The following is a 23,990-nucleotide window of genomic DNA, read 5'->3' as shown; positions in this document are numbered from 1 at the left end:
ACCAATAAACGGAGTTTGCCCCCCCTAGTCAAAGGTAATTCATCTGCATATATTGGCTCTGCATTAGGGTGTTCGAGGTAACTCCTACCATATGTGAAGACCTGCTGACCCTCCTCATTTTGAACAAGTCTACCTGCTACTACAGGCTCAGATTCACCCGTTAACCATTTCCAGACAAAACATTCAGAAGTTGTCATCTAGTTTCATCTCCTTTTTTCTTATTCTCGACGGTAATAAAGACAATAACTTCTCAGACTCTTTAACGCGCCCAGACAAACGACCATCATCCGAATCAAATAACGGGATACCTAGAATTGACGCGGCCTCAAAATATGTCTCAATAGCCACGACACCATCCCCTTGTAAAATTTTTATGATGGTGGGTTTTGAAACCCCTACACGAGATCGCAATTCATCGATAGACAAGCCTTTTTCCTTACGCGCAATACTCAATAGATTGGCAAAGTAACGCAAAGATAAGATTGTGAGTTTGCTTGACATAAAAACCTCTAGTAAAATATTATTTACCCTAATGCGCTTAAGACAACTATTATTAACTTTTATATAGCATGAACGTTTTAATAATATCAATTTAACTAGCTAAATCCTCCTTCTATTAGTCAATTATAATTCACCTTAAGCATAGTTAGGTATTATATTTATGTGCCTATGCACTTCGCTCAGGAAAGTCCTTTTGTCGGACTGAAGTCCGCCCTACATTGCAACCTACCTGTATACATAATTTATTGCTTCTTGTCGGGCTAAGTCGGACTTCGACCCGATCATTACCGGTAGAGAATGCATGATGCCTTGGTTGGCAAAGGCTTCGTATTTAGGGGCAAAGTCGGCATTCATCACTTGCTTTGATAACTCAGGAGAAATACCGATTTCAGGGTTATTGGCAATCATAGCATTGAGGTTATCAAACGTTGGAATAATAGAAGACATTTTTACCACCGAGAAGAAAACAGAGGAAGATCAAAACACGTTATTAAACGATCTCGGTGTAGGGCCTAACCCCTCTGTGTACTCTGTGGTTAGATCTTCTGTCTTTAATTAAAACAATTAGCTGAACTCACCTGACTCAATTTTTTGCGCAACGTCTTTAAATAAATCAAACAAACCGTGCTCAAATAAAAAACTGTCGGTGAAATTTAAGCTCTTTGGGGTTCGACCTTCTTTGCGTGAGTTGGTGTGTATTTCATAACCCGGTTCGGGATTTTCACGGGTACCTAAAAACATTGGGCGGTCAATCATTAGCTTTTCACCGTCAACGACTTCAGCATAGTGATAGACGTCTTTGGGTAAACCACCCTCGTGTGACAATTTAAAGAATTTATTTTCAATAGTATTAACTATCCAAGGTAAGCCTGCCTTGGGCATTTCTAGTTGATAAGTGAGCCACTTGCTTACTTTGGTTCTTTTGTTGGTAAAGTAACCGCAATCAACTATAAATAAATAGTCATCCTTAATTAATAAATAAATAGTGTATTCTGGCTTGTTAGGATTAACAGCACTTCCAACTACGAATGGATTTTTTTTTATATTTATTGAATCTATTTCGGCAAATTTTTTCATGGTTATCCCTTTCTTTTATTAGGCTGCGCATTAGAGGTTATAAGGCTATGCGCACTAAAATGTTATTGTCTTCTAAGTACTTTAAGGTTTGTGGGTTTTTGTCTTGGCTAAAGGTTTCTACCATGCCTTGGCTAACCTTACCGGTTACTGGGTCAGTATTGCGGGTTAAACCATTGCCTTGAAATTGCTCATTAGCACCGTATTTTCTGTTGATGCTATGCCTTGCACTTAATACTTTTGCATCAGCCTCGGTTAATTGTATATTTTGGGCAAATTCACTGAATTCTTTTGTATCTTTTAAGTCTACCCCGTCAGTATCAGCCACCTTAATAAACGCCTCGTATTTGGCTGAATATTGCGGTGTCATACACGCGGTAATGGCATCCGCAGGGGTGTCTTCAAGGTCGGCCTTCGCAAAGTTTGTAAGGTTGTCATACGTTGGTATAAAGGTTTTCATGTCACCTTCTATGGCTGCTCTGTCTGCATCTATCACCAACAAGGTATAGTCGGCAGTGTCGTTATACGGTTTACCTACGGCACTGGTTATTAACTCAGGGTCTTTGTCTGCGTATTCCAGTTGGGTATAGGTTGTTGTCCAGTAGGTTGATTGCTTAGTTTGTGGGTTTACCCAACCCACGGTACCTTCATCTGTAGCGTTTTCACTTTCAATAATACGCACGATGTATTTTTCATCTAAACCTTGCTCAACAATATCAAGTTTATCGGCAAGGGTGTAAGGCGAGGTAGGTAATGGTGCACCAGTATTACGAGCGGTAACAACAGCTACAGTAGCAGCTTGCATTCTTGCCTGAACCTCAGCCATGGTTACTGGTGGTTTGATATTGCTTTTATTACTTTTGTTGCTTTTGCTGTTTTGATTTTTACTGGCAAGTATTTTTGCAGCAGTTGGCACGGTGTTCACTCTAGGTTTTGGTGTGGCATTTGCCACTTCATTGTTGAGTGCTTGCGCGTCAATAATACTGGTATTACTGTTTGCTGCTTTTTGCTTCGCAATTTGCCCAAGTTCATAGCTTGTTGGTGAGCTATGAACTTGGCTCATCAAGGGGAAATATTAATAAGTTACCTGCTTCAAGCTCTTTGGCAATATAAGGAATAAGCGCAAACTCGTTACTATGTGCGCAATAAACACCGTCCCCTTTAAGGTAACAGTACAAGTGATTGATTATCTTATCTTCGTTTTTCCATTCATGTAAGTTTTGCAAAAATTGCTCACCGTAAGTAGCGCTTACTCTCAAGTTTATTAGTGGTAATTTTAAAAAGGGATCTTCGGGTTTATCTACAGGTTTACAGGCTAAGTAGTGGTATGAAAAAATTACAAACAAGGTAATGGCCCTTGCTAAAAATGCTTTGACGACCCACGTTAGGGTATGAAAGTTCCGTATTCATTTTAGTTTCCGTTAAGTTTAATTCGTTTACTGAGCTATATAATACACCCTACAGTTAAACATTTAAATATTCAAAATCACAAAGCAGATAGTTTCAGAGCCTCTGTGGCTTTGGATTTAGGTATCAGGACTCAGCGTCTAGAGCATTGATAAGTGAATCCATAGAGAAGTTATCTACAAAGTCACCCTTGCTAGCTTGGGTAGCGCCTTCGGCTAAATGGTAGCGCAGGGCTTCCAGTTTGCTTTTGCGTTCTTCCATGGCGCGCAGGGCATCTCGTACCACGTCACTTGCGGAGCCAAAACGACACCGCCGGAAACTTCATTTTTGATGAACATCTCCCAGTGCTCACCAAGGCTTAAGTCGGTAGTCGCCATAATTCACCTCAAATATTCATATTTAACAATTATGGGTATAGCGTTTGTTAACCAGTATGGCAATTGTTGATCACATCAAGTGTAGAAACGCGCCATAATTGCGCCAAGCGATTCGTTTGCAGTGGCGCAATCCCAGAAAATGCGCCATAATTGCGCCAAATCTAACTTTTTAATTGCGTCAAAGGTACTATGTCATCAACCATTGAATTATTGAACAGCATTAATACAGCCATCAACGGGGTGTCGATGGCAGAGCTCATGACCATACATCCCGATAGAGCCTCAACGCCTTGCTTGTTGACGGTTATTGACCGATGATGAAAACCAAGATCCTAATGGCGACCAAGTTATTGCGATTGACCAACATGGTGAAGTGCTTTATTTGTCACCGCCCCCTATTCCACTAAATACTTGCGTTAATTAATTTAACGCCGTAAGCAGGGAGATGTTCATCTTTTGTTAATATTTCCGCCCTTCCGCTTGAGCTTGTGCTATCAACATTCGGTCAAACGGATCTTTATGATGTAAAGGTAATCGCCCACTTGTTGAGCATGAAACAAACTGATAGGTAATACGCTAAACCCAACTTGTTCTATTTTTGATTCTATATCGTCTGGTGCTATCAATTTACCCATTTGCTGCTTAATAGACATTTCCCAAACGGTGGCCGCACTAACAAAAATGATATTATCAGGATTAGCAATATTTTGTATTGCATTTTCTCCTAGTTTTTCATCTCCATCAAACCACCAAATAAGTGCATGCGTATCTAATAGAATTCTTTTCATTAAATATCAAACATATCTGCTACTTCATCATTTACTTCTTTTGAGTCAAAATCTGCAGCAGCGATAAACAGCCCGTTAAATTCGCCAAAAGTTCGTTTTTTTTGAGGTTTATAAGGAACTAATTTAACAATCGGTTTTCCTGATTTTGCAATAATAACCTCTTCTCCCGAAACTGCTAATTCTACAAGTTGGGATAATTTGCTTTTTGCTTCATGCATATTGGTTTGCATACAACACCTTTTTAGCTTAGCTAAACTTAGCTAAACACTACCATGAAAAGCCTATAATAAAAAGAATAATAGTAAAAAAGGGCGCAAAAAACAAAAAGGGGGTCGGTGTGCATGCTTCGGCCTGAACCAAAACCACTCTCCTTTTCGTTCCTCATCAATAAGTTACTCGCCATTAATCACAACATTTGATTTTGGGAAATAACATGCGAAAAAAGAGAACACCAATGAGCAAAAATAATGACGTATTACGTTTGAAATTTGAAACGAAATTATCTCATTGTGATATTTCGTTATGTCTTAAAACTGACCCTGCCACTGTTTCTGAGTAAGCGAGCAATTTAGAGCGTATTTCATCTCCACGTCATCGTGCTTCTTAATGCCTTGTCTGCCCCTTGTATAACCGATAGAGCCTGCATGTTGCCTTGGTTGTTGAACGATGATGAAAACCAAGATCCAAATGGCGATCAAGTTGTTACCATTGACCAACATGGTGAGGTGCTTTAATTAACTTTATACTTTAACAAAACAAAGTAGAAATCATTCAAAAATATCACTTTTGTTACTTTCTACTTGGTATTGATTAAGGTAATATGGTAAATAGTTTAACAAAAATAAAACAGTTACATACATCTACATTGTTAGATAACAATTTAATCAACCATAAGTTTCACACAAAGGTTTAATGGAATATGAATAATAAAATTATTAAGGGGCTTACTCAAAGCGCCTTAGCTCTGTCGCTCGCTTTTTTGTCATTCACCTCTTCGGCCGGAGTAACATCGCCACCAACTGATATTACTCTTGGTTTACCCATTACTATTGAAGCAGGTAATGACCTAGTTGAAGTAGGAGGGCCAGGTAATTTTGGCGTTTTGGCTCCACCGGCGCGTCGCAAGCTGATGACGGTGTTGCAGCTATTAATGTGTCTTCAGTTATGGACTCAGGCTTTAATTTTTACGGTACTACCTATAATGCAGCAACGCAATTTCATGTGAGTTCTAATGGCCATGTAAACTTTGGTACAGGGTTTAATAATATAAGCCCTCAAATAGCAGGTTGGAACAACCCAACACGTCCATTTTTTATCGTACACCAAGGTGATATGTCAACAGGTCATCAAGGGGCGGCGCCGCTTCAACGGGTGGTACTTCAACGGGAACCAATGATGTGTTTTATCACCTAGATGCTATCAATGATATTGTTACCATTACCTTTGATGATGTAGGTAGATGTTGTGGCCCCGTTGGAACTGATACTTTAACCGCCGCTCAATTACGCTTCCATGATATTGGCTCTGGTAATTTTGTGGTTGAATACCGTTATGAAAACGTTGGTTGGGCCCTTGGGCGACTGCTAGGTTGGAGTGCAGGTGATTTAATTAACTTTAACCAAGATTTTAATACCACTGATTTTGCGACTAAATCTAACATTAATCACCCTGGTGTTTTTGCTTGGGCATTTATAAACGGGCAAGTAGTTGAAAGTTATGACAGTGTGCTAGAGGGATCGGCCAATGGCACCGCAGTTGGAACATTGAATACAATTGATCCTGATGTTGGTGATACCTTTACCTATGAATTATTAGACGATGCCGATGGCCGTTTTATTTTAGCAGACTTAAATAATGACGGTATTATATATGTGGTAGTGGCTGACGGTGGTAATCGTTTAAATGCTAATAACAATGAAACACATGATATTACCGTTCGAGTGACTGATTCTCAAGCGAACACCTTCGACAAAACGCTAACCATTAACGTAATTAAAGTGCCGGTATTTTTAACTACGTCAGATATAGTAGTTCCTGTAAATGAGTCGTTAAATTTAACCATTAAAACACAAGTTGAACAAGGTAGTGGTATTCCTACTATTACTGCAACAGGTTTACCTGCTTGGATGAGCTTTGCTGATAATGGTGATGGAACTGTCACTTTATCGGGCTTTCCTTCATTTGAATTAACGAACAGAGTTACCTTAACTGTTACTGATAGCCTTGGTAATGTTACTAGCCGTACTTTTAATATTACGGTTGAAGAGCCTGAAGAAAAGACTGAAGTAGATAATAACTTACCAAGAACAACGACAACGGTTACCATTACTGAAGAAGGTGGTGATGGCGGCTCTTTTGGTTGGTTGTCATTGATAGTATTAGGCAGTTTATTAGTACGTCGTAAGTTTAACTAAACAAGGTTGTTTTGCTGATAAAAAGACCAACCGTTGTTGGTCTTTTTTTGTTTACAATATAGCCACATTGCCATATTGTTGCCACAAAATCACTATATAACCGTTACTATTCAAAGTGCAGGATTTCAGTGGTAAAGAGCTTAATTAACTTGCTATTAAAGGTGTTGTATTAATATATTTAAGGGTTTGTTTAAACAAGATAAAGCTGTCACTAATAAAACGCTGTGTCCTACTTCAAAACGTACCTTACTAAAAGTAATGTTAGTAATGGCGTTTAAAGGTATATTTATTTCTAACACAGTAAAAGCAGCATTAGTTGCGAATAATCATGAATCAACATTGTTAGCTTTCATTAACACCTTAATACCCAACGCGTTAACTCAACCATTGTTAAGACAAATAGAAAAAAATATAAAACCGATGTAAAACAAAAGCAACTAATCACCTGGGGTTGTTTATGGTTAGACGCTCAAGCAAAGCGCAAAGGTAAGAATAGTTTTTATTTACTGTCACAAATACAACAAATAGACATTATTACTCAGGCTGAAAATAGCAGAAAAAACTCAGCCCAGTATTATTTTTTTACACCTTGCGTAATAGTTTAATGCAATATCATTATAGTACTGATATTGGCTTAGCACCGCTTGGCTTTAAGCATCCGCCACAGCCTTTGGGTTATAGTGATCACCACCAAAAACCCTAAGGCGGTTTATGACGTTCAATTCAATTAATGATACCAGTAACCTTGAACAATATGATGTAGTAATCATAGGCTCAGGCCCAGGTGGTGGCGCAGCTGCTTGGCAATTATCACAAAAGAAAATAAAGGTATTAATCTTAGAAGCCGGGCCTTGGTATCAAGCACAAAATGATTTCACCACTAATCAAACAAACTGGGAACTTAATCACTTTCCTGACAAGGTTGCGGGCGATGCTACTTATACTTTTGGTCATCGACAATCGTTATCCAAAAAGTGGCAAGACTTGCGTTCATGGAATCATATAACGGGTTTAATGAATGCAAGTGAACAGCGTTTGCATTATAAGTATCACCACGCTAGTGGCGTAGGTGGCTCTTCACTAAAATTTTCCGCTGAAGCACACCGTTTAAACCCTAGGTCGATGAAAATGCATACTGATTTTGGTGTTGCTGCCGACTGGCCTATGGTTTATCAAGACTTACACCCCTATTATGAGAAAGCCGAATGGCTATTAGGTGTTTCAGGGGAGAAGTTATCACCTTTTACTCAACAGCCTTCTAAATTATTACCTGCACATAACATGAGTTATGCCGGCCAACAATTATTGAAGGGCTGTAAAAAACTAGGTTTGGTCATGGCAAGCTAACTCGGTGGCTATTCCGTCTGTTCCACATTTAGGGCGACCTAATTGTAACTACTGTGGCCAATGTGGACGCGGCTGCTTTCGACAAGACAAAGGCAGTGCAGACAATGCCTTTGTCAAACCAAACATAGCTTCAACCTATTGCCATGTTATAACACAAGCTAAGGTTACACGCATTAATACCGATGAAACCTCAGTTGCAAAAAACCGCATTAGCTCAGTTGATTATATTGATAAAGCGGGAAAAAAACAGCGCGTTAAAGCTAAAATGCTTATATTGGCGGCAGGGGCAATACAGTCTCCTCGGTTATTATTATTATCTAAGAGTAAACACTCACCTAACGGCTTAGCTAATGAGTCTGGGCAGGTAGGTAAAAATTTTATGGAAACCTTGTTTTGGACCAGTAGTGCTATACACCCAAAAAAGTTGAATAGCTTTAAAGGTATTCCTTCAGATGCTATTTGTTGGGACTTTAATGCCCCTAACTTAGCTAAAGATTTTATAGGTGGCTTTAGGCTAACACCTACCACGTTAGAAGCCGACTTTGGTGGTGCGGTGTCTTATGCATTAAGAGTAGTGCCTGGTTGGGGGCATAAGCATCAACAAAAAATGCAACAGGCTATCGGTCATGTTTTATCTGTTGGTGCTGTGGGCGAATCGCTACCTAATAAAAAATCATACATAGATCTTGACCCCACAATACGCGATATACATAACAACCCCGTGGCTAGAATACACAGTTACTTACCTAAAATGGAAATTAAACGCCTGTATGCCATGGCACAAAAATGCCGAGAATTATTGCAAGCCTCAGGGGTAGATACCATTTTTGAAGAGTATGGTACGTACGATATGTTTAATGCCACGCATGTTTTTGGCACCTGCCGGATGGGTAATAATGCTAAAACATCGGTGGTTAATCAGTATGGCCAAAGCCATCGTTGGGAAAACCTATTTATTACCGACGCCAGTGTATTTCCCTCTAGTGGTGGCGGTGAGTCGCCTTCGTTAACAATATCGGCTTTAGCTATGCGTACCGCTGATTATATTGAATCTTTACTCAGCAAAGTATAATCCTCATTTGCTTACATCTGTCTTTCCGCACCTAAAAACATAATAAAAAAGCTTGACGCAGATCGCCATATTTGATCTATTACTTATCTTTGGGTGATGGAAAAATAATGGCGTCATATTCAACAAAAGGTCTTGATCATTTAGGTTTGGTTGCCGGCATGAACAAAGAGCTTGGTATTGCCAAGTTAATTGATAAATCTCTTCCAGAGCAAAGTGATGATAAACTTATTTCTTATGGTCAGCTTGTTGAAGCGATGATTTTAAACGGGCTTGGTTTTGTTGGTCGTACCTTGCACATGTATCCGCAATACTTCAAAGAACGCCCTGTTGAACGCCTTATAGGTGAAGGGATCAAGGCTGAATACATTAATGATGATGCCTTGGGACGTTGTCTAGACCAACTGTATGAAGCAGGCGTGTCAGGTATTTATCAAACGTTATACGCGAGTGTTGTTAAACACCTAAAACTCCCTTGCGAAGGCGTTAATTTAGACTCAACCAAAGATTCATGTTGATGGCAATTATGAGCATGACATCGACAGTAAAGCCGTTAAGTTGGTGCGAGGGTACAGTCGTGACCATCGCCCGGAATTGAATCAAGTTGTGCTTAACCTGATCACTGAAAACAAGGCAGGTATCCCCGTTTACATGCAGGCCGCCAGTGGTAACATTAACGACAATGAAGGTTTCAAAAATATTGTTAAACACCATATTAGCAGTTTGAAAGCGGCTCAAGATAGCCAATACTTTATTGCCGATGCCGCTCTTTATACAGCAGAAACCATTCAATCCCTTGACGAACAAAAACAGTTATTTATTTCTCGTGCCCCACAAAAATTAAAGCAAGTAAAAGAAGCCATAGCCCAGAAAAACACGTTAGATTTTAAATCGCTTGATAATGGCTACAGCGCCGCATGGCTCGAATCTGACTATGGCGAAGTAAAACAACGTTGGCTATTAATAGAGAGCGAACAAGCGAAAAGACGTGAGCAACATACCCTAGATAAACGTATGGAAAAAGAGTCTGATGCAGCCCTGAAATCGTTCAAAAAGCTGAGTCGGCAACGTTTTTCTTGCTCTCTAGATGCAGAGAAAGCATTAAAGTTATGGTTAAAATCACATCCAGAGCTTGCTATAAGTGATAGTGAAACACTCAAGCTAGCTGTATTCAAGCAAAGTGGCCGTCCTAAGCTAAATCAACAACCTGATAGTTATGAGTACCAAATAACAGGTCAACTGTATTGGTCACTGAAAAATCGAGCACAACGGTTGCAGGAAAAAGGTATGTTTATGTTAGCGACCAATGATGTAAGCGACACCTTAACGATGGGGAAAATGCTTGAGCTATACAAGTCACAACAAAGTGTAGAAAAAGGTTTTCGTTTTCTAAAAAGCCCTGATTTTTTAACCTCATCACTATATTTGAAAAAGCCTGAAAGAATTGAGGCACTACTGATGGTAATGACGTGCTGTTTAATGGTTTACGCAGCATTAGAGCATAAAATTAGAAGAGAGTTAAAGGCTCAATCGGTATATTTCCCAAACTTAAAATACAAACCGTGCCAAAATCCAACAGCTCGTTGGGTATTCTTTTACTTTCAAGGTATTGACGTCTTAACAATTAGTGATAAACAGCAGCTAGTACTAAATATTGAGGATAGGCACAAAGTTATTATTGATTGTATGGGCAATATTTATGATAAAATTTATTCCTAAAAGTGGTGCGGAATGTCGGATACATTGGTATTAGTCGCGTTTCTTAATGCCTTATCTGACCCTTGTATTACCGATAGAGAATGCATGATGCCTTGGTTATTGAACGATGATGAAAACCAAGATCCCAATGGCGATCAAGTTGTTGCCATTGACCAACATGGTGAAGTGCTGTAAACATTGTATGTAGGGGTAATTTATTGCCCCTTTGTCGAACTGAAGTCCAACCTATACGGGGTATTTATTAACATGCCTATGCACCTCGCTCAAGAAAAATATTATATCCATTGTAGGGAATAAAAAATTTAAGCAGAAAATTGAACAGGTATTAAACGTAAAATAGGGAAAGAAAAAAGAGGATGCCCATTGAAAATTAGTAAAAAGGGATAAAAACAACCAATAGAGTTTAACTAGTTTTTAAAATTGGATACTAATCTAAAATAGTTTTCTTGATATTGATGTATCAACCTAGGTACATTGGTAATTGTTCTAAAGATTTTAATTAAATGTAATTAGAATCTTTTTCTTATATCAAAAATCATAACTACTACTAAGTTTTAATAGGACAGTATGAACAAATTTTTTTTACAATGTTTTTTAATAACGTTACTCATCTGTATTACTAGCTGTAAATCAAATGATGCAAACACAATTCTCATCCCATTCCCTTCAGAAATATTAGCAAAAGCTCCTATAGAGGGAACAGATGGTAAATATGTCTTGCCATATACCTCTGATGGTGTGCTTACTGAATGGGTTGAAATAGCGATAGATGCTAATATAGGCGAAGACCTTGGCGGTTTAGTTGGTTCTTTACTTGGTAGGCAATTAGTCGGTAACGTCCCCTTTATTGGTTCAACATTAGGTCAAAATGTGGGTGAAAACATTGGTAGAGCCACAGCAATTAATGCTATTGGCGGCATTGAGGTGTTAAAAGAGAGTTCTGATTTATCCTTTGATTCATTAGAAGACATGTCTCGGTACTTATACAAAAATCATTTTAGTCATCCATATTACTTACCCGCCATTAAAGCAACCATGGTCTTTTATCCTGAACTTAAAGGTATATATAACGAAGCGATCATAAATGCTCCTCGTTGGTAATTTACTAAAATACACATATAGGTAGCATTTAATAGTACTCACGTGTTGCTTTGAAATTTAAATTAGATAGAATAAACATTAGTTAATAATACAAAAAAATAACCTTCGTTACCCGTAGTTAATAATACAAAAAAATAACCTTCGTTACCCGTGTGTCGTTTCGACTTAAGTGGAAACATCAGGACATGAAAAATAAGGAATATTCTCGTGAAATTAAAAACATTATCGCTTATCGCTTGTTGCGTATCATTTGCACTTCAAGCACAGGTAACACATGAGCCATCTGATGCCATTAAAGTTGGTGAAAGATCTGTAATTTCAGGCACATTAGATAATACCAAAGCCATTAAAGAAGCTCGCCTTTATTTTAAATCTAATTTATCTGATACTTTTATTTTTGTTGATTTAGATAAAAATGGGCTCGTTTTGCAATCTAACCTACCTGCTCCTGGCCCATCAATGGAACAAATTGATTATTTTTTTGCAGTAAAATATCAAGATGGTAGCTTTGATCAGTCCGATGTTTTTGGCGCTAAAGTCAGTGGTGAATGGGATGAAGACAGCAAGAAAGCTTATTCTGATATTTTAGAAGTTCAATCAGAACTAGACCCTAGCCAAGTAACAACAGAAGATTTTGCCAACAATGTAACTTACGCTTATCAAGCGAGTAAGCTTTTAGGTAGTGCGGGTAATTCTGTAAGCCTATCATCAGTAGGTAGTTATTCCGCTACCATGTCTAGTACAGGCGTGGCGGCGGGTTCAGGTGTGGTCGGTATTGGTGGTTTATCTATGACTACTATTGGCATTGGTGCCGCTGTGGTTGTCGGCGGTGGTGCTATTGCTGCTAGTTCTGGATCATCCGGAGAAGATGGTGCCGACATTAACACTGTAATCGTCAATGGGGAAGTAATTGAAGGTGAAACAGTTACTGACAGCGGTACGCCGTATACAGGAATCCCTGTACTTAATTTACCTGGCTTAGGCAACGAAGATGAAGATGAAGAATTCAAAGGCGAAGGTGATAATGGAACGATTTTACCACCAGGTTCGGCGGTCTGTGGCGAGCTTATAAAAGGTAGTGGCAATATTCCTGCAACCTCTAATATTACCATTAACATGGCTGCCAACGATGGTGATTTTCATATGAGCTACTTTTTGGGTAACAGTGTAGCTGATGAAGTGGTTATCATGCATGATAATGTCCAGTTATATACTACTGGATGTACGGCTTCTCCCGGCGGTCCGGCGACATCACCAACGTTTACTCTACCTGGTGGCAATACGCCAAATGAAATTGAAGTTATCGTAACATCAAATTGTGGTAATCAAACAGGCACGTATTGGGAATTTACTCTTTCATGCCCAACGAATCAAGGGTAAGCTGAATAAAATATAGCGCAGTTCAAGTGTACTGCGCTTTTCTATTTCTATGTATAGCATTATAGCTACCCTTCTATTTTTTCTTGTACTTAATTGTCAAGCTGCCAATCAACTCACCTTGGTTGATTACACCGCTATGGTTTTAAATAAAGGCGATGATAACAAAACTATTCAAGAACAAAATCATTTAGCCGAACTAGACGTAGCACTGGCAAAAAGTGCGTTTGATTTCAAATACTTTCCTATTGTCAGTTTGAATGAAAGTACCCTAGGTAGTACGCAAGGCGTTGGGTTTGAAGTTAAAAAGAAAACTCAATTTGGCAGCCAAGTAACGTTAGGCACCAAATATGAAAAATTTGAATCTGATAACTATTCCAGTGAATCACCAAAATCGTATTTACGATTAGAGCAAGGCTTGTTTCGCCAATGGGGTTACGACATTAATTCAATGCCGTTAAAAGTGGCAGAAATCGGGCAAGATAAATTAGCTTTACAATCAGAATTGTTAACCCAAAACTTAATAGCACGTGCTGCATATTTATATCTTGATGTGGTATTAACCTTTAAACAACATGAATTATCAGAAGTTAAGTGTAAAGCGTTCTCAATTAAACTTAGAAGTTGCTGAATCGAGATACAGTTTAGGTTTAGTTGCTAAAACAGATATATATCGCGCCAAACTATCGTTAATTAGTGCAAAATCACGAGCACAGAATGACAACAAAAATGTTAAGAGTCTGTTACGTAATCTGTCTGATTTAGGCGGCGGTAACGTTAGTTTTACTAAAGATCAGATTTCGAATTCTATCGACCAATTGTTTTACTCTCTCCCTCTGGATTACGTGGCGGTTGCCATGGGAAATCGAGGTGATGTTAGAGCGTTAGCCTTAGATCTTAAACTGGCAAACTTGTCACTATACAAAGCAGAAAAGCAGCTTTTGCCTGACATTAAATTTACCGCAGAAGTGAATAAATACCTGAATGGCTTTGAAAACGACACGGGGAGCTTTCAGGATGACGTAAACTGGAATGTAGGCGTGTCATACCAAACAGGGTTTAATTTAGACAATGAAAAAAATAACTATCTAAAACAAAAAATTGCCTACCGTGCTTTGTTAAGACAACAAAAAAGTACCCGCCGCAGAGTGAAAGATGAAATCATGAATCTCGCGGATACAATACGTTTAATACAAGAACAACAGCTGTTAAGCGAAGAACGGTTAACTCAAGCGACTAATGCGGTTGATCTAGCACAATTGAGGTATGAACGTGGGCTTTCTAATAACTTAGATTTAATGGATGCTGAAGATGAATTACAGCAAGTAGAAGTTGAGTTGATCCGTCAACAAGCTAATTTAACTAAAAACATGATAAACTTTGCCCAAGCGATGGGCATATTATCTATTGAGTGGCTTAACAATGTTTACAAATCCAAACCAATTTAAAGTAATAGTTGGTTTCTTTTCTTCCCTTTCTGTGAAAGTTAGTGCTGCGTTAATTATTCTTATACTGTTTATTATAACTTGGTGGGGAGCAAACACCTCTAAAGGTAACGATGGTTTTAATTTAGAAACAGAGCATACCGTCACCTATCAAACATTCTCTTCCTTAGTTCAAACAAGAGGCGAATTACAGCCGCCAGAGTGGTTCCTATTAAGTCAAATATTTCTAACACACGCACTAAGCTAATCTATTTAATTCCAGACGGCAGCTATGTTGAACAAGGTAGTGTTATTGCTCAATTTGACAAAACAGCATTGCTAGAAGAGCTGTCAAGCGCAGAACAGAGCCTGTCTGATACTGAAGCGTCATTAGAACTAGCAAAACGATCTTTAATCATACAACTCGAAGAATCAGACAAGTCTGCTGATAATGCGAAAAAAACACTTGAAGTGGCAGAACTCAAAGCAAGAGAATTATTAGAAGGCACAAACGTCTTAAAGCGTAAAAAATTAGGTTTAGAAGTTAAACAGGCAGAACGTGAACTTGAAATAGCCAAGCTAGAATTAGCTGATTTTCAAATACTACTTAAACGTGGGCATGTCAGTATTCGCGAAAAAGAAAAAGCAGCCGATAATGTTCAAAAATTAATTGAACAAAAAGACTTAAAATCACAAGAATTAACTAATTTTAATCGCTTTGAATGGCCCAAAATGAAAAGAGAAGTTGAAATACTAAAAGAGTCTGCGGCCGCAGATTATCGACGTACGCTAAGAGTATCAGAAATTCAAATACAAAACAGTCGCAATGCTATTGTTAAAGCGACAAGAGATCACCAAAGAGTACTAGGTCGAGTTGAAAAAGCTAAACTAAATATAGCCGCCTGTGAATTGATTGCTCCTCTCTCAGGCAACGTTATCTACAAAGGGATTTCTCGAGCTGAAGGAGTGCATAAAGTTCAAGTGGGCGATAACATTTGGTCTGGGCAAACCTTAATGGAAATACCTGATACAAATAAACTAATTTTAAGTACGCAAGTTAGAGAATTTGATGTTGCTAAAATCAGCATTAATATGAAATCAAAAATTTACCTTGATGCCTATAGCAGCGACTCATATAACGGCAAAGTGACCCGAATTAATAAAGTGGTATCTAATGGCAATAATGGCGTTAATCGGTTTAATGTCGAAATAACCATAGATAAATCCCCGACTAACTTTCATGTAGGCATGTCTGGTCGTGCTGATATTATGGTAAAGCAAGTTGACAATAAATTAGCCGTACCCATTCATTTAACGACTTACGAGGATGGAAAATATTACGTGTGGATAAAAGACTTTGGACAGCTAACAAAACATAACTTCACTGCCGGTGTTAGTAACCATCAATGGATTGAAGTTATCGAGGGTATAGAAAATCACACAACAATTTATAGTGCTAGTGAAAACTAATGTGTGAAGTCAATTTATGTTTAAAGTAACTGGTCTGTGTAAGCAATTTGTGGTGGGCGTTGGAGTCCATCAAGTCTTATCGAATTTATCCTTTTCAATTGACAGTGCGAAGATAACGGCAATTGTCGGCCCTTCAGGTGCAGGAAAATCTACCTTATTATCTATATTGTGCGGCTTAGAATCACCAGAAAGTGGGGTTATAAATTACCTAGGTCGCTCGTTGGGTGATATGAAAGCTGAAGAGCTAGCTAAATTACGAAATAAAGAATTTGGTTTTATTTTTCAAACCCCCTTTTACTTACCCTATAAAACCGTTTTAGAAAATGTTTTACTTGCAGGGTCATACGCTGAAGAATCAATGGACAACCTCAAAGCGTATGCTAGTGATTTATTAGTTACCGTTGGGCTATCAGAGCATATGCACAAATCGCCCGCATTGTTATCAGGCGGTGAACAACAACGCATGGCGTTTGCTAGAGCCATGCTATTAAAACCTAATGTTATATTTGCCGACGAACCTACAGCAAGCCTTGATGAAGAAAACTCAACTAATCTTCTTACTTTGTTATCTGAACAAGTCAAATTAGGCCGTTCCGTTGTACTAGTCAGCCATGACAAAGAAGCGATTCAATGGGCAGACACCATATTAGAAGTTGGTCCAAAAGGTAAATCTATCAATGAGCTTTAACGATAACTTTAACTTTAACTTTAGTTACTTTAATCACTTTAACGCCAACTTCATCAAAATAGACATACTTGATGCTTGGCAATGCTTGATGTATAGAAAAGTAAGAACAATCTTAAGTGCCTTAGGTATAGCTATTGGTACTATTGCGCTTGTTAGTATGATCGCTATTGGAGACGGTGCAAAAAAAGAGGCTTTAAGACAAATATTATCAATGGGTATCACTACCGTCAGAGTAGAAAACAAAGTGACTGAATTGGCTAAATCTGAAGTTTACGCTATGAATCAAGCAACAGGTCTAACATTAAATGATATTAACCGACTTAAAGTTGTTTTTAGCCATGCTGATATAGGCGCATTTATTAAAATTGAAGCTGTACCTATTGTGATGGGCGATAAAACCACTGTGGTTGATATTATATACGCCAATATTGATTGGATTGAAGCAGAATCATTGTCTACAACGAAAGGTCGGTTGCTTAATGAAGTAGATAATCATGATAAAAGCGCCTTTTGTAATCTAGGTGCGAACGTTTTCTTAACTAATCGAAAATTTAATGTTGGTGATTCTATCCACTGGAAAAATGAAGGTTGTTCTGTTATTGGCAAGCTATCTCAAAAAGAAAAGTTACTCACCGAAGGTACCGCTCTTTCCGCAATTGATTTTAACAACTCTGTTCTATTACCTATCTCATTATTATCAAACAGTGTAACGCAATTATCAGGCATCACGTTGCATTTTCAATCAAGCCAATTATCACAGTTAGAAATGATTGGGGCAAAAGTGAGCGATTTATTACAAATGACTCATCGTGGAATCATTGATTTCAATGTGGTTATACCTGCTCAACTGTTAGAAAAGTCAAAAAAAGAACAGGAAGTATTTACACTAATTATGAGTGCGATTGCAGGGCTATCATTACTTGTAGGCGGTATAGGAATAATGAATGTTATGTTAGCTCACGTTGCTGAACAAACCAGAGAAATTGGCTTAAGAATAGCCGTGGGAGCAACAAATGACCGAATTATAACATTGTTCTTAGCTTACTCTTTGCTGATCACCGTAGTTGGATCTTTATCTGGCGTTGTCGGTGGCGTAATATTGGCACTATTAATAGAAGTATTTGTTAGGCCGGCCTGTTGAAATATCGCTTTACACAATTATCGTAGGGCCAATATTTTCAATTATTGTTGGTATTGTATTTGGTATTCACCCTGCGATACAAGCGACAAAAATCACACCTAATTACGCGTTAAGGGTTATGTAACATGAGGCAATAAATTCCCCCCTACAATGCATGGTTAAGTGGGTTAGGCTTCTGCCAACACACACTATTTAGCTAATCTAAACCCTATAACATCAGAGCTGTAACTCGCCAAAGAAGCATTTCTATATTTACTCGATATTTGCTCATTAGGTGAATTCCATGCGCCTCCTCTGATCACACGTCTTTCGCAATGATCAAACTCTCTGGCTTTGTTAGTGTTTGGGCCTGATTCGTAATTATCAATGTAACAATCTTGAATCCATTCCCAAACATTACCATTCATACTATAAAGGCCTAAACTATTGGGCGAAAAACTATCAACATTAACGGCAGCACGGTTGTCCCATTGACTACCACAGTTTTTACATACGGCGTTATTTCGCCCTATATATTTCCCCCAAGGGTAAGAATGCTTGTTGCCATAACTAGCAGCATATTCCCATTCAGACTCGGTAGGTAACCTAAAACTTTCCCCTAGCGCACCATTGATAGTATTAATCATTTCTACCGCACCATCCCAAGAAATGTTGCTTAACGGTTTAGCGCTATTCTTGTTTTTAGCACTTTTACCTATCGCAGTTAAGAACAGTGCATAGTCTGCTTCAGACACAGGAAATTTAGATATTTTAAATGATTGAATATCTACTAGGTGAATAGGCCTAGCATCAATTAAACCGGCCTGATTTGCCCCCATAGAAAATTGACCAGGTATTACCTTTATCATTGCTGTATTAAGTTTTGATACCGGCTGTTGCAACGCTGCTTTATCCACTATTGAATAGGAATAATCCGCTTTTTGTTTCAAATGCGATTTATCTATTGTTTGAGAAGGTGCTGTCTTTGAATAGATGTAGGCGGCGAAGATGTCGGCGGAGTAGATGCATTAACTAATGGCGTTGATGTTTCAACATTCGTCACAGGCATCGTATCTTGAGTAATTTGTTGAGTAGTATTTTGAGTGTCATCGGGAAAAAGAAAAATAAAGCTGAGCACTACCGTGACTACCAAAAGTGACACCAACGCAATGATTATGCCTTTTTTTGTCCTGTAGCTTGAGGCTAATACCTCAGTCTCTACCGAGGTAGCAGTAGTGTCAATAGAAGGCGCTCTTATCAGCGTTTGTTCTACTAACAAGGTTGCATCATTAATGACATCAAGGGCATTGGCTAATTCGGCCCCTGATTGATACCTGTCTTCCGGCAGTTTTGCTAGCAGCTTATCTATAACCGGTTGGTATTTTAGATATTTTTCTATTACTGGTGGAACTGGCGAGTTGAGGTGTTTAATGCCTACAGACAAGGCTGAATCGCCATCATAAGGCACTTTATTACACAACAATTGATAAAAAACCACACCTAAACTGTATAAATCAGAACGATGATCCAGTGTTTGCCCTTTACTTTGCTCGGGGCTCATATAACTCGGTGTACCTATAATAGAGCCTACCTCGGTTAAATTAGAGGCTACATCATCAGATTTAGCAATACCAAAGTCGGCAAGCACAAAATCATTTTTACCTCTAACCAAAATATTGGCAGGTTTTATATCTCTATGTACAACTCTTTTACTGGCAGCAAAATCTAGCGCTGACGCCATTTGCTTGATACATTCAACAATTGTATTTTCTTCAAGGGGAGGATCTTGTACTAGTAGGTCACTTAAATCGCCATTGGGTACATACTCCATCGACAGGTAGTTATTGCCTTGGAAAATGCCAACATCATATATTTGCACAATATGCTTATGCATTAATTGCGCTGAAATTCGGGCCTCTCGTTGAAATCGCTTGGTAAAGGAATCATCGCAGTTAAATTTGTTATCCATCACCTTTAAAGCAACAATTCTGTCTAAACTGAGATGACGTGATTTATAAACAAACGCCATACCGCCTTTACCAAGGTCATCAATTTTTTCGTAGCCTTCAATTTCCATGTCTTATTTAACTACCTATCTAACTGCCTATAACTGTCTATCTAACTGTCTATCTAACTGTCTATCTAACTGTCTATCTAACTGTCTATAACTATCAAGAATTATCAATAATGACTCATGACTACCAAATTTTAATCAGTTTTTGCATCAATTCGTAAGCTAGCTGCTCTCCCGCAAGCTCTGGACGAAAGTTCCCTTCTTTTAAGTTGATATTAACAGAGTCATAGCCTGATTCGCTTGCTTCAAATTTGTTAATATTGCTTGGCATAGCACTTGATCTAAACATAGTAATTAAGCGCCCTGTAGAAATTTCTTTCACTGTAACTAAAAATTCTCTGTTCATAGGAGAAGCCGCAGAAAACTCTTTTGAAAAGACAATTTCCGCAAGTAAATCCGCATAACCTAACAGTGCGTCAGTTTCTATTTTTTTAGCGTCAGAGATCATTTCTGCTCCAGACGATTTCGCAGAGTCTCTTTGCATCAACCTCATTATCGCGTCTCTATCAATGATATAAACACCTGATTCAAGTAATGATTGTACAAACCCACCACTAAAACTAAAATCGTTTAACTCACCAAAGCCTTCTCTATTCTTTGCTTCAATTTTTTCTTCAATATATTTCGCTTCTACAATTCTGCTACCACCCGACGTATTACGAACATAGGCTTCATTAGCGCTATTGGGTTCAAATTTGTCTTTTGATTCTGAACTCGTTTCGCCTGTTTTTGATATCCGGCTAGTGGCATTCCATTGGCTCAGTTGATCATCAAACGTTTTATTCCAAAATATTGCAATTTTGGGTTCGCCTTCTTTTTTATAGGCATTTACAAATTCTGATGAAAGGGCTTCTCTTGCCTGAGCAACTTTTTGTGGGGATTTGCTCGTCACTAACATTTTAGTCGCATCATGGTCTTGAGCAATGGCCGAACTGCCTACCAGGGCAACCATAAGGCTGCCACATAAAGTTATAAATTTCATTTAAGTCTCCTTTTAAAATATACTCATATTGCGCAAAATTACACAATACTACACACTAAACATACAACACACATAGTGGTTATTCGTTCGATTTACTCCAAACTATCGCGTTATTATCATTTATTTTTACTATGGTTACTGAGTCAAATGACGATAATTCGTTATCATATTTATCAAGATAAAGAACCGCTATGTTTTTTAAATCGTCTAAATTTTCAACGTAAGCAGTAGACATTAATATCGTGTTTGGTAACGACTTCCAATAACGCTTATCCGCTTTTGCATTAACGTTTCTAGCGAATATTTTGGCGCCTACACCAACCAGTGTCAGTACAGCACCAATTTGAGCACCAGAGTTCATACTAGCACTGTCAACAGCTGACAGACCTACTATGGTTTTACCTACCGTGGTTAACACCTCTCCGGTAGCTTCTGAGCCTTCTTTGAAGAATACTTTACCTTTAATGATTCTATCTACTGCTCTGCCACCGCGAGTACTCGCTTGCATAAACACATCATCAGCTAAACGTAAGGGTATTTCTGTTTTGTTAAGTACTACCTTGGCTGACTGATCTTTAAATTTTTTACCTCGTCTAAACACCAAATCAAAATGCCCCACGCCATCACGAAGCTTTCGCGGTGATTTCCCGGGTTCGGCAATAAATATTACGTTGTGATTCTTTTTAGGAATAGCGACTTCAGGATTCACTTTTGCTAACTCTTGATAAGCATCTTCCCTTAAATGGTCAACGCCCATTTTTGATGCTGCCCGACCCACCAATAAAATTAGCGAAGAAAAATCGGCCCTATATTGTTGCTCTTCTGCAAAGGCATCTTGCAATATGCCACTTTGAAACGTTGCTCTAGCATTTTCATAATCACCGTTCATTAAATAAATAAGACCGCGATAATAATACGCCATTACCCGTTCATAGGGCTCGCCTTTAAAGTCTTTCTCTTCTTCACTATACCATAGCGATCTTGCTTTTTGCGCCGCTTCGCTATCTGAAAAAACAAATTCAATTCTTTTTAACGCATTATCAAAAGCATAAGCCGCTTCAACCAAGTTTTTATCTTTTAATGCTTTAATACCTATTTCCATTAAATTTAAAACAGCATCATGTTCACCCTGCTTTAAATATTTTTCATAGTACTGTCGGTATTCTGGTGGCCTGCTTTCTAAAAAAAGCGTGTCTTCATGCGATCTATCTGACTGAAAAGCAAAACAGATTGGAAGAAAAAAAAAACTTAAAAAGAGAACAACATTACCTATAAATGACATTATCTTGCGCTGTTTTCTTGAATTCATATATGCCATTCCAAGCAACAGTACCTAATTCTAAATCATACAATTCAAAAATTATTTGGTGATATCTAGACGTTTGTTGAGTATCAGAATTTACCGCGTCGAGTGAAGATATTCTTCCCGTTAAACGAAAGTCTGCACCTGCAGTAGCACTGGTTGTTCTGATGGTACCTGCATCCGTTGTGCCTGTTCTTTTTAAGGCTCTTTCTTTTTCAATCATTGCGATATACTCCCTACCAACAAAAACAAGTTTATCGCTTGCTTTACTGTTAAGTTGTATTCTTAATCTGTCGGTAAGTAGGTTTTTATTAATACGTGAAGATGACTCGTTGATGAAATATTTACTGTCTAGCACCACCCGAGCGGCTGTACTTCTATCGACAATACGCCCTTCAGCCATAATCGATCCCATAATATAGTCTGTCATCGCTAGAATGTCTTGTGATTCAATACCTATACCCTGCACAACATTGCTATCAACTTTGGCCGGATCATTATATATACTGCTTTTGTACACATTGGTTGATTCATTTGACGTTGAGCCACAACCTGCTAACTGCAATACCACCAAGGCAAGAGAACACTTAACTATGTTTTTCATACAAACTCCTTCTATTGTCATTAACATAATACTCGCTTATCTCACCGTCTTAAGCAAGTGTATTACTTATTTTTAACTAAGCAGGGTTGTATTTACTAAGTTAAGCGAGGGTTCCAACGGTAAAACTAAAAAATGTCGATGAAAATAAGAGCACCATGCTTGACGGTCGTTATGTATTAAATATTACGACTGAAACAACCGAAACCAGTCAGGTTTTTACTTTTTCATCAAATGGAAAATTCGAACTTAACAGACAAATGATTAGTCCCAACCCAGATTTAGCGGGTACTATTGAAGGGACTTACTTTATAAAAGGTAATACCGTTGATCTAGTATTCCCTGCAGAACGAGATAAGATGACTTTTCCAGTAGATACCGCCGAAATGACAATAAAATCTGAAACAGAATATGGTGGTCTTATTGCCTCATTGACGATGATGAAAACTGGCGATCAAGTTGTTGCCAATGACCAACATGGTGAAGTGCTTTAATTGTTTTATAAAGTAATATTCAAAATCACAAAGCAGATAGTTTCAGAGCCTCTGTGGCTTTGGATTTAGGTATCAGGACTCAGCATCAAGGTCATTGATGAGTGAATTCATAGAGAATTTCCCTACAAAGTCCCCCTTGCAAGTCGGGTAGCGCCTTCGGCTAAATGGTAGCGTAAGCCTTCCAGTTTGTTTTTGCGTTCTTCCATGGCAAGCAGGGCATCTCGTACCACTTCACTTACGGAGCATAAACGATCGCCGGAAACTTCATTATTAATGAACACCTCCCAGTGCACACCAAGGCTTAAGTGGTAGTCGCCATAATTCACCTCAAACATTCATATTTAACAATTATGGATATAGCGTTTGTTAACCACTATGGCAATAGTTGATCACATCAAGTGTAGAAACGCGCCATAATTGCGCCAAGCGATTCGTTTGCAGTGGCGCAATCCCAGAAAATGCGCCATAATTGCGTCAAAAGTACTATGTCATCAACCATTGAATTATTGAACAGCATTAATACAGCCATCAACAGGGTGTCGATGGCAGAGCTCATGACCATGCATCCTGATATAGCCAGACGTTCAGCGCAGCGACAAGTTGCTAAGTTGGTTGAAGATGGGTTGGTAATTGCAAGAGGAGATGGCAGAGGCGCTTGAT

At 38.4% G+C, this 23,990-nt stretch carries 35 protein-coding genes and 1 pseudogene; 21 read left to right on the top strand and 15 right to left on the bottom strand.

Going from position 1 to position 23,990, the window contains the following annotated elements:
• Positions 1-183: 183 nt before the first annotated feature.
• The 7 genes from L3081_RS18730 to L3081_RS18700 form a co-directional block, all read right to left on the bottom strand.
• Positions 184-501 carry a helix-turn-helix transcriptional regulator gene (locus tag L3081_RS18730; protein ID WP_274620642.1) on the bottom strand — a complete coding sequence of 106 codons (318 nt, stop codon included), beginning with the start codon at positions 499-501 and terminating at the stop codon, positions 184-186.
• Between the two features lie 225 nt (positions 502-726).
• A complete protein-coding gene (locus tag L3081_RS18725; RefSeq protein WP_242287714.1) occupies positions 727-948 on the bottom strand; it encodes a hypothetical protein in 222 nt (73 codons plus the stop codon).
• A 117-nt stretch (positions 949-1,065) separates the two neighbouring features.
• Positions 1,066-1,578, bottom strand: coding sequence for a hypothetical protein (locus L3081_RS18720; RefSeq protein ID WP_242287712.1), 513 nt, complete (start codon positions 1,576-1,578; stop codon positions 1,066-1,068).
• A gap of 37 nt (positions 1,579-1,615) precedes the next feature.
• A complete protein-coding gene (locus L3081_RS18715; RefSeq protein ID WP_242287711.1) occupies positions 1,616-2,641 on the bottom strand; it encodes a hypothetical protein in 1,026 nt (341 codons plus the stop codon).
• Entirely contained in the window at positions 2,622-2,921 is a 300-nt protein-coding gene (locus L3081_RS18710; protein ID WP_242287709.1) for a hypothetical protein, read from the bottom strand. The genes L3081_RS18715 and L3081_RS18710 overlap by 20 nt, the downstream gene beginning before the upstream one ends.
• A gap of 187 nt (positions 2,922-3,108) precedes the next feature.
• Positions 3,109-3,243 carry a type II toxin-antitoxin system ParD family antitoxin gene (locus L3081_RS18705; RefSeq protein WP_242287707.1) on the bottom strand — a complete coding sequence of 45 codons (135 nt, stop codon included), beginning with the start codon at positions 3,241-3,243 and terminating at the stop codon, positions 3,109-3,111.
• A complete protein-coding gene (locus tag L3081_RS18700; protein ID WP_242288225.1) occupies positions 3,198-3,359 on the bottom strand; it encodes a hypothetical protein in 162 nt (53 codons plus the stop codon). Before L3081_RS18700 ends, L3081_RS18705 begins: the two co-directional genes overlap by 46 nt.
• A gap of 189 nt (positions 3,360-3,548) precedes the next feature.
• On the opposite strand from L3081_RS18700, the gene L3081_RS27255 reads away from it, so the two are divergent.
• On the top strand, positions 3,549-3,677 hold the full coding sequence (locus L3081_RS27255) for a hypothetical protein (protein ID WP_274620641.1): 129 nt from the start codon (positions 3,549-3,551) through the stop codon (positions 3,675-3,677).
• 176 nt (positions 3,678-3,853) lie between these two features.
• Here the strand turns inward: L3081_RS27255 and L3081_RS18695 are convergent, their stop codons facing one another.
• Entirely contained in the window at positions 3,854-4,147 is a 294-nt protein-coding gene (locus tag L3081_RS18695; protein WP_242287705.1) for a type II toxin-antitoxin system VapC family toxin, read from the bottom strand.
• Positions 4,147-4,377 (bottom strand): type II toxin-antitoxin system Phd/YefM family antitoxin, encoded by a 231-nt coding sequence (locus L3081_RS18690; protein WP_242287703.1) that lies wholly within the window; start codon positions 4,375-4,377, stop codon positions 4,147-4,149. Before L3081_RS18690 ends, L3081_RS18695 begins: the two co-directional genes overlap by 1 nt.
• Before the next feature lie 203 nt (positions 4,378-4,580).
• On the opposite strand from L3081_RS18690, the gene L3081_RS27250 reads away from it, so the two are divergent.
• The 18 genes and pseudogenes from L3081_RS27250 to L3081_RS18610 all read left to right on the top strand — a co-directional run bounded on the left by L3081_RS27250 (position 4,581) and on the right by L3081_RS18610 (position 17,897).
• On the top strand, positions 4,581-4,706 hold the full coding sequence (locus L3081_RS27250; protein WP_274620640.1) for a hypothetical protein: 126 nt from the start codon (positions 4,581-4,583) through the stop codon (positions 4,704-4,706).
• Positions 4,707-4,758: 52 nt separating this feature from the next.
• On the top strand, positions 4,759-4,881 hold the full coding sequence (locus tag L3081_RS27245; protein WP_274620639.1) for a hypothetical protein: 123 nt from the start codon (positions 4,759-4,761) through the stop codon (positions 4,879-4,881).
• 185 nt (positions 4,882-5,066) lie between these two features.
• The gene (locus L3081_RS18685; protein ID WP_242287701.1) at positions 5,067-5,372 is read left to right on the top strand and encodes a hypothetical protein; all 306 of its coding nucleotides are present in this window, start codon (positions 5,067-5,069) and stop codon (positions 5,370-5,372) included.
• Entirely contained in the window at positions 5,369-5,560 is a 192-nt protein-coding gene (locus tag L3081_RS18680) for a hypothetical protein (protein ID WP_242287699.1), read from the top strand. Before L3081_RS18685 ends, L3081_RS18680 begins: the two co-directional genes overlap by 4 nt.
• Positions 5,545-6,561, top strand: coding sequence for a putative Ig domain-containing protein (locus tag L3081_RS28570; RefSeq protein WP_242287698.1), 1,017 nt, complete (start codon positions 5,545-5,547; stop codon positions 6,559-6,561). The genes L3081_RS18680 and L3081_RS28570 overlap by 16 nt, the downstream gene beginning before the upstream one ends.
• A 186-nt stretch (positions 6,562-6,747) precedes the next feature.
• Positions 6,748-6,987 carry a hypothetical protein gene (locus tag L3081_RS18670; protein WP_242287695.1) on the top strand — a complete coding sequence of 80 codons (240 nt, stop codon included), beginning with the start codon at positions 6,748-6,750 and terminating at the stop codon, positions 6,985-6,987.
• A 285-nt stretch (positions 6,988-7,272) separates the two neighbouring features.
• Positions 7,273-7,908: an NAD(P)-binding protein gene (locus L3081_RS18665; protein ID WP_242287693.1), complete on the top strand. Its 636-nt coding sequence runs from the start codon at positions 7,273-7,275 to the stop codon at positions 7,906-7,908.
• Positions 7,909-7,912: 4 nt separating this feature from the next.
• Positions 7,913-8,980: a GMC oxidoreductase gene (locus L3081_RS28565; RefSeq protein ID WP_242287691.1), complete on the top strand. Its 1,068-nt coding sequence runs from the start codon at positions 7,913-7,915 to the stop codon at positions 8,978-8,980.
• Positions 8,981-9,087: 107 nt separating this feature from the next.
• Positions 9,088-10,696, top strand: a pseudogene (locus L3081_RS18655) (IS1634 family transposase).
• 12 nt (positions 10,697-10,708) lie between these two features.
• Entirely contained in the window at positions 10,709-10,870 is a 162-nt protein-coding gene (locus tag L3081_RS18650; protein WP_242287689.1) for a hypothetical protein, read from the top strand.
• A 393-nt stretch (positions 10,871-11,263) separates the two neighbouring features.
• Positions 11,264-11,797: a hypothetical protein gene (locus L3081_RS18645; RefSeq protein WP_242287687.1), complete on the top strand. Its 534-nt coding sequence runs from the start codon at positions 11,264-11,266 to the stop codon at positions 11,795-11,797.
• 207 nt (positions 11,798-12,004) lie between these two features.
• Positions 12,005-13,177 carry a hypothetical protein gene (locus L3081_RS18640; RefSeq protein WP_242287685.1) on the top strand — a complete coding sequence of 391 codons (1,173 nt, stop codon included), beginning with the start codon at positions 12,005-12,007 and terminating at the stop codon, positions 13,175-13,177.
• 49 nt (positions 13,178-13,226) lie between these two features.
• The gene (locus L3081_RS18635; protein ID WP_242287683.1) at positions 13,227-13,805 is read left to right on the top strand and encodes a hypothetical protein; all 579 of its coding nucleotides are present in this window, start codon (positions 13,227-13,229) and stop codon (positions 13,803-13,805) included.
• Positions 13,750-14,622 (top strand): TolC family protein, encoded by an 873-nt coding sequence (locus L3081_RS18630; protein ID WP_242287680.1) that lies wholly within the window; start codon positions 13,750-13,752, stop codon positions 14,620-14,622. Before L3081_RS18635 ends, L3081_RS18630 begins: the two co-directional genes overlap by 56 nt.
• Positions 14,597-14,866 (top strand): hypothetical protein, encoded by a 270-nt coding sequence (locus L3081_RS18625; RefSeq protein ID WP_242287678.1) that lies wholly within the window; start codon positions 14,597-14,599, stop codon positions 14,864-14,866. The genes L3081_RS18630 and L3081_RS18625 overlap by 26 nt, the downstream gene beginning before the upstream one ends.
• A complete protein-coding gene (locus tag L3081_RS28560; protein WP_242287676.1) occupies positions 14,821-16,068 on the top strand; it encodes an HlyD family secretion protein in 1,248 nt (415 codons plus the stop codon). Before L3081_RS18625 ends, L3081_RS28560 begins: the two co-directional genes overlap by 46 nt.
• Before the next feature lie 16 nt (positions 16,069-16,084).
• Positions 16,085-16,756 (top strand): ABC transporter ATP-binding protein, encoded by a 672-nt coding sequence (locus L3081_RS18615; RefSeq protein ID WP_242287674.1) that lies wholly within the window; start codon positions 16,085-16,087, stop codon positions 16,754-16,756.
• The gene (locus L3081_RS18610; RefSeq protein ID WP_242287672.1) at positions 16,746-17,897 is read left to right on the top strand and encodes an ABC transporter permease; all 1,152 of its coding nucleotides are present in this window, start codon (positions 16,746-16,748) and stop codon (positions 17,895-17,897) included. The genes L3081_RS18615 and L3081_RS18610 overlap by 11 nt, the downstream gene beginning before the upstream one ends.
• Before the next feature lie 188 nt (positions 17,898-18,085).
• Here the strand turns inward: L3081_RS18610 and L3081_RS18605 are convergent, their stop codons facing one another.
• From L3081_RS18605 to L3081_RS18585, 5 genes are all read right to left on the bottom strand, one after another.
• Positions 18,086-18,826 (bottom strand): formylglycine-generating enzyme family protein, encoded by a 741-nt coding sequence (locus tag L3081_RS18605; protein ID WP_242287669.1) that lies wholly within the window; start codon positions 18,824-18,826, stop codon positions 18,086-18,088.
• An 11-nt stretch (positions 18,827-18,837) separates the two neighbouring features.
• Entirely contained in the window at positions 18,838-19,953 is a 1,116-nt protein-coding gene (locus L3081_RS18600) for a serine/threonine-protein kinase (protein WP_242287667.1), read from the bottom strand.
• A gap of 121 nt (positions 19,954-20,074) precedes the next feature.
• On the bottom strand, positions 20,075-20,932 hold the full coding sequence (locus L3081_RS18595) for a hypothetical protein (protein ID WP_242287665.1): 858 nt from the start codon (positions 20,930-20,932) through the stop codon (positions 20,075-20,077).
• Positions 20,933-21,011: 79 nt separating this feature from the next.
• Positions 21,012-22,241 carry a COG3014 family protein gene (locus L3081_RS18590; RefSeq protein ID WP_242287663.1) on the bottom strand — a complete coding sequence of 410 codons (1,230 nt, stop codon included), beginning with the start codon at positions 22,239-22,241 and terminating at the stop codon, positions 21,012-21,014.
• Positions 22,198-22,839 carry a penicillin-binding protein activator LpoB gene (locus L3081_RS18585; protein WP_242287661.1) on the bottom strand — a complete coding sequence of 214 codons (642 nt, stop codon included), beginning with the start codon at positions 22,837-22,839 and terminating at the stop codon, positions 22,198-22,200. The genes L3081_RS18590 and L3081_RS18585 overlap by 44 nt, the downstream gene beginning before the upstream one ends.
• A gap of 155 nt (positions 22,840-22,994) precedes the next feature.
• Here L3081_RS18585 and L3081_RS18580 point away from each other — a divergent pair, with 155 nt between their 5' ends.
• A complete protein-coding gene (locus L3081_RS18580; RefSeq protein WP_242287659.1) occupies positions 22,995-23,330 on the top strand; it encodes a hypothetical protein in 336 nt (111 codons plus the stop codon).
• 122 nt (positions 23,331-23,452) lie between these two features.
• Here the strand turns inward: L3081_RS18580 and L3081_RS18575 are convergent, their stop codons facing one another.
• Positions 23,453-23,623 carry a type II toxin-antitoxin system ParD family antitoxin gene (locus tag L3081_RS18575; RefSeq protein ID WP_242287657.1) on the bottom strand — a complete coding sequence of 57 codons (171 nt, stop codon included), beginning with the start codon at positions 23,621-23,623 and terminating at the stop codon, positions 23,453-23,455.
• 192 nt (positions 23,624-23,815) lie between these two features.
• Here L3081_RS18575 and L3081_RS18570 point away from each other — a divergent pair, with 192 nt between their 5' ends.
• On the top strand, positions 23,816-23,989 hold the full coding sequence (locus tag L3081_RS18570; protein WP_242287655.1) for a hypothetical protein: 174 nt from the start codon (positions 23,816-23,818) through the stop codon (positions 23,987-23,989).
• Position 23,990 lies beyond the last annotated feature (1 nt).

This window comes from Colwellia maritima (assembly GCF_022669015.1).
GTDB classification, from domain to species: domain Bacteria; phylum Pseudomonadota; class Gammaproteobacteria; order Enterobacterales; family Alteromonadaceae; genus Colwellia; species Colwellia maritima.
This window is presented reverse-complemented; position numbering and strand designations above follow the sequence as displayed.

Excerpts from the sequence above, each read along its gene's own strand:
- L3081_RS18730 (WP_274620642.1), bottom strand. The coding sequence starts at position 501 with ATGTCAAGCAAACTCACAATCTTATCTTTGCGTTACTTTGCCAATCTA.
- L3081_RS18725 (WP_242287714.1), bottom strand. The coding sequence starts at position 948 with ATGTCTTCTATTATTCCAACGTTTGATAACCTCAATGCTATGATTGCC.
- L3081_RS18720 (WP_242287712.1), bottom strand. The coding sequence starts at position 1,578 with ATGAAAAAATTTGCCGAAATAGATTCAATAAATATAAAAAAAAATCCA.
- L3081_RS18705 (WP_242287707.1), bottom strand. The coding sequence starts at position 3,243 with ATGGAAGAACGCAAAAGCAAACTGGAAGCCCTGCGCTACCATTTAGCC.
- L3081_RS18700 (WP_242288225.1), bottom strand. The coding sequence starts at position 3,359 with ATGGCGACTACCGACTTAAGCCTTGGTGAGCACTGGGAGATGTTCATC.
- L3081_RS27255 (WP_274620641.1), top strand. The coding sequence starts at position 3,549 with ATGTCATCAACCATTGAATTATTGAACAGCATTAATACAGCCATCAAC.
- L3081_RS18695 (WP_242287705.1), bottom strand. The coding sequence starts at position 4,147 with ATGAAAAGAATTCTATTAGATACGCATGCACTTATTTGGTGGTTTGAT.
- L3081_RS18690 (WP_242287703.1), bottom strand. The coding sequence starts at position 4,377 with ATGCAAACCAATATGCATGAAGCAAAAAGCAAATTATCCCAACTTGTA.
- L3081_RS27250 (WP_274620640.1), top strand. The coding sequence starts at position 4,581 with ATGCGAAAAAAGAGAACACCAATGAGCAAAAATAATGACGTATTACGT.
- L3081_RS18685 (WP_242287701.1), top strand. The coding sequence starts at position 5,067 with ATGAATAATAAAATTATTAAGGGGCTTACTCAAAGCGCCTTAGCTCTG.
- L3081_RS18665 (WP_242287693.1), top strand. The coding sequence starts at position 7,273 with ATGACGTTCAATTCAATTAATGATACCAGTAACCTTGAACAATATGAT.
- L3081_RS18650 (WP_242287689.1), top strand. The coding sequence starts at position 10,709 with ATGTCGGATACATTGGTATTAGTCGCGTTTCTTAATGCCTTATCTGAC.
- L3081_RS18645 (WP_242287687.1), top strand. The coding sequence starts at position 11,264 with ATGAACAAATTTTTTTTACAATGTTTTTTAATAACGTTACTCATCTGT.
- L3081_RS18635 (WP_242287683.1), top strand. The coding sequence starts at position 13,227 with ATGTATAGCATTATAGCTACCCTTCTATTTTTTCTTGTACTTAATTGT.
- L3081_RS18630 (WP_242287680.1), top strand. The coding sequence starts at position 13,750 with ATGAATTATCAGAAGTTAAGTGTAAAGCGTTCTCAATTAAACTTAGAA.
- L3081_RS18625 (WP_242287678.1), top strand. The coding sequence starts at position 14,597 with ATGTTTACAAATCCAAACCAATTTAAAGTAATAGTTGGTTTCTTTTCT.
- L3081_RS18615 (WP_242287674.1), top strand. The coding sequence starts at position 16,085 with ATGTTTAAAGTAACTGGTCTGTGTAAGCAATTTGTGGTGGGCGTTGGA.
- L3081_RS18610 (WP_242287672.1), top strand. The coding sequence starts at position 16,746 with ATGAGCTTTAACGATAACTTTAACTTTAACTTTAGTTACTTTAATCAC.
- L3081_RS18600 (WP_242287667.1), bottom strand. The coding sequence starts at position 19,953 with ATGGAAATTGAAGGCTACGAAAAAATTGATGACCTTGGTAAAGGCGGT.
- L3081_RS18595 (WP_242287665.1), bottom strand. The coding sequence starts at position 20,932 with ATGAAATTTATAACTTTATGTGGCAGCCTTATGGTTGCCCTGGTAGGC.
- L3081_RS18590 (WP_242287663.1), bottom strand. The coding sequence starts at position 22,241 with ATGAATTCAAGAAAACAGCGCAAGATAATGTCATTTATAGGTAATGTT.
- L3081_RS18585 (WP_242287661.1), bottom strand. The coding sequence starts at position 22,839 with ATGAAAAACATAGTTAAGTGTTCTCTTGCCTTGGTGGTATTGCAGTTA.
- L3081_RS18580 (WP_242287659.1), top strand. The coding sequence starts at position 22,995 with ATGCTTGACGGTCGTTATGTATTAAATATTACGACTGAAACAACCGAA.
- L3081_RS18570 (WP_242287655.1), top strand. The coding sequence starts at position 23,816 with ATGTCATCAACCATTGAATTATTGAACAGCATTAATACAGCCATCAAC.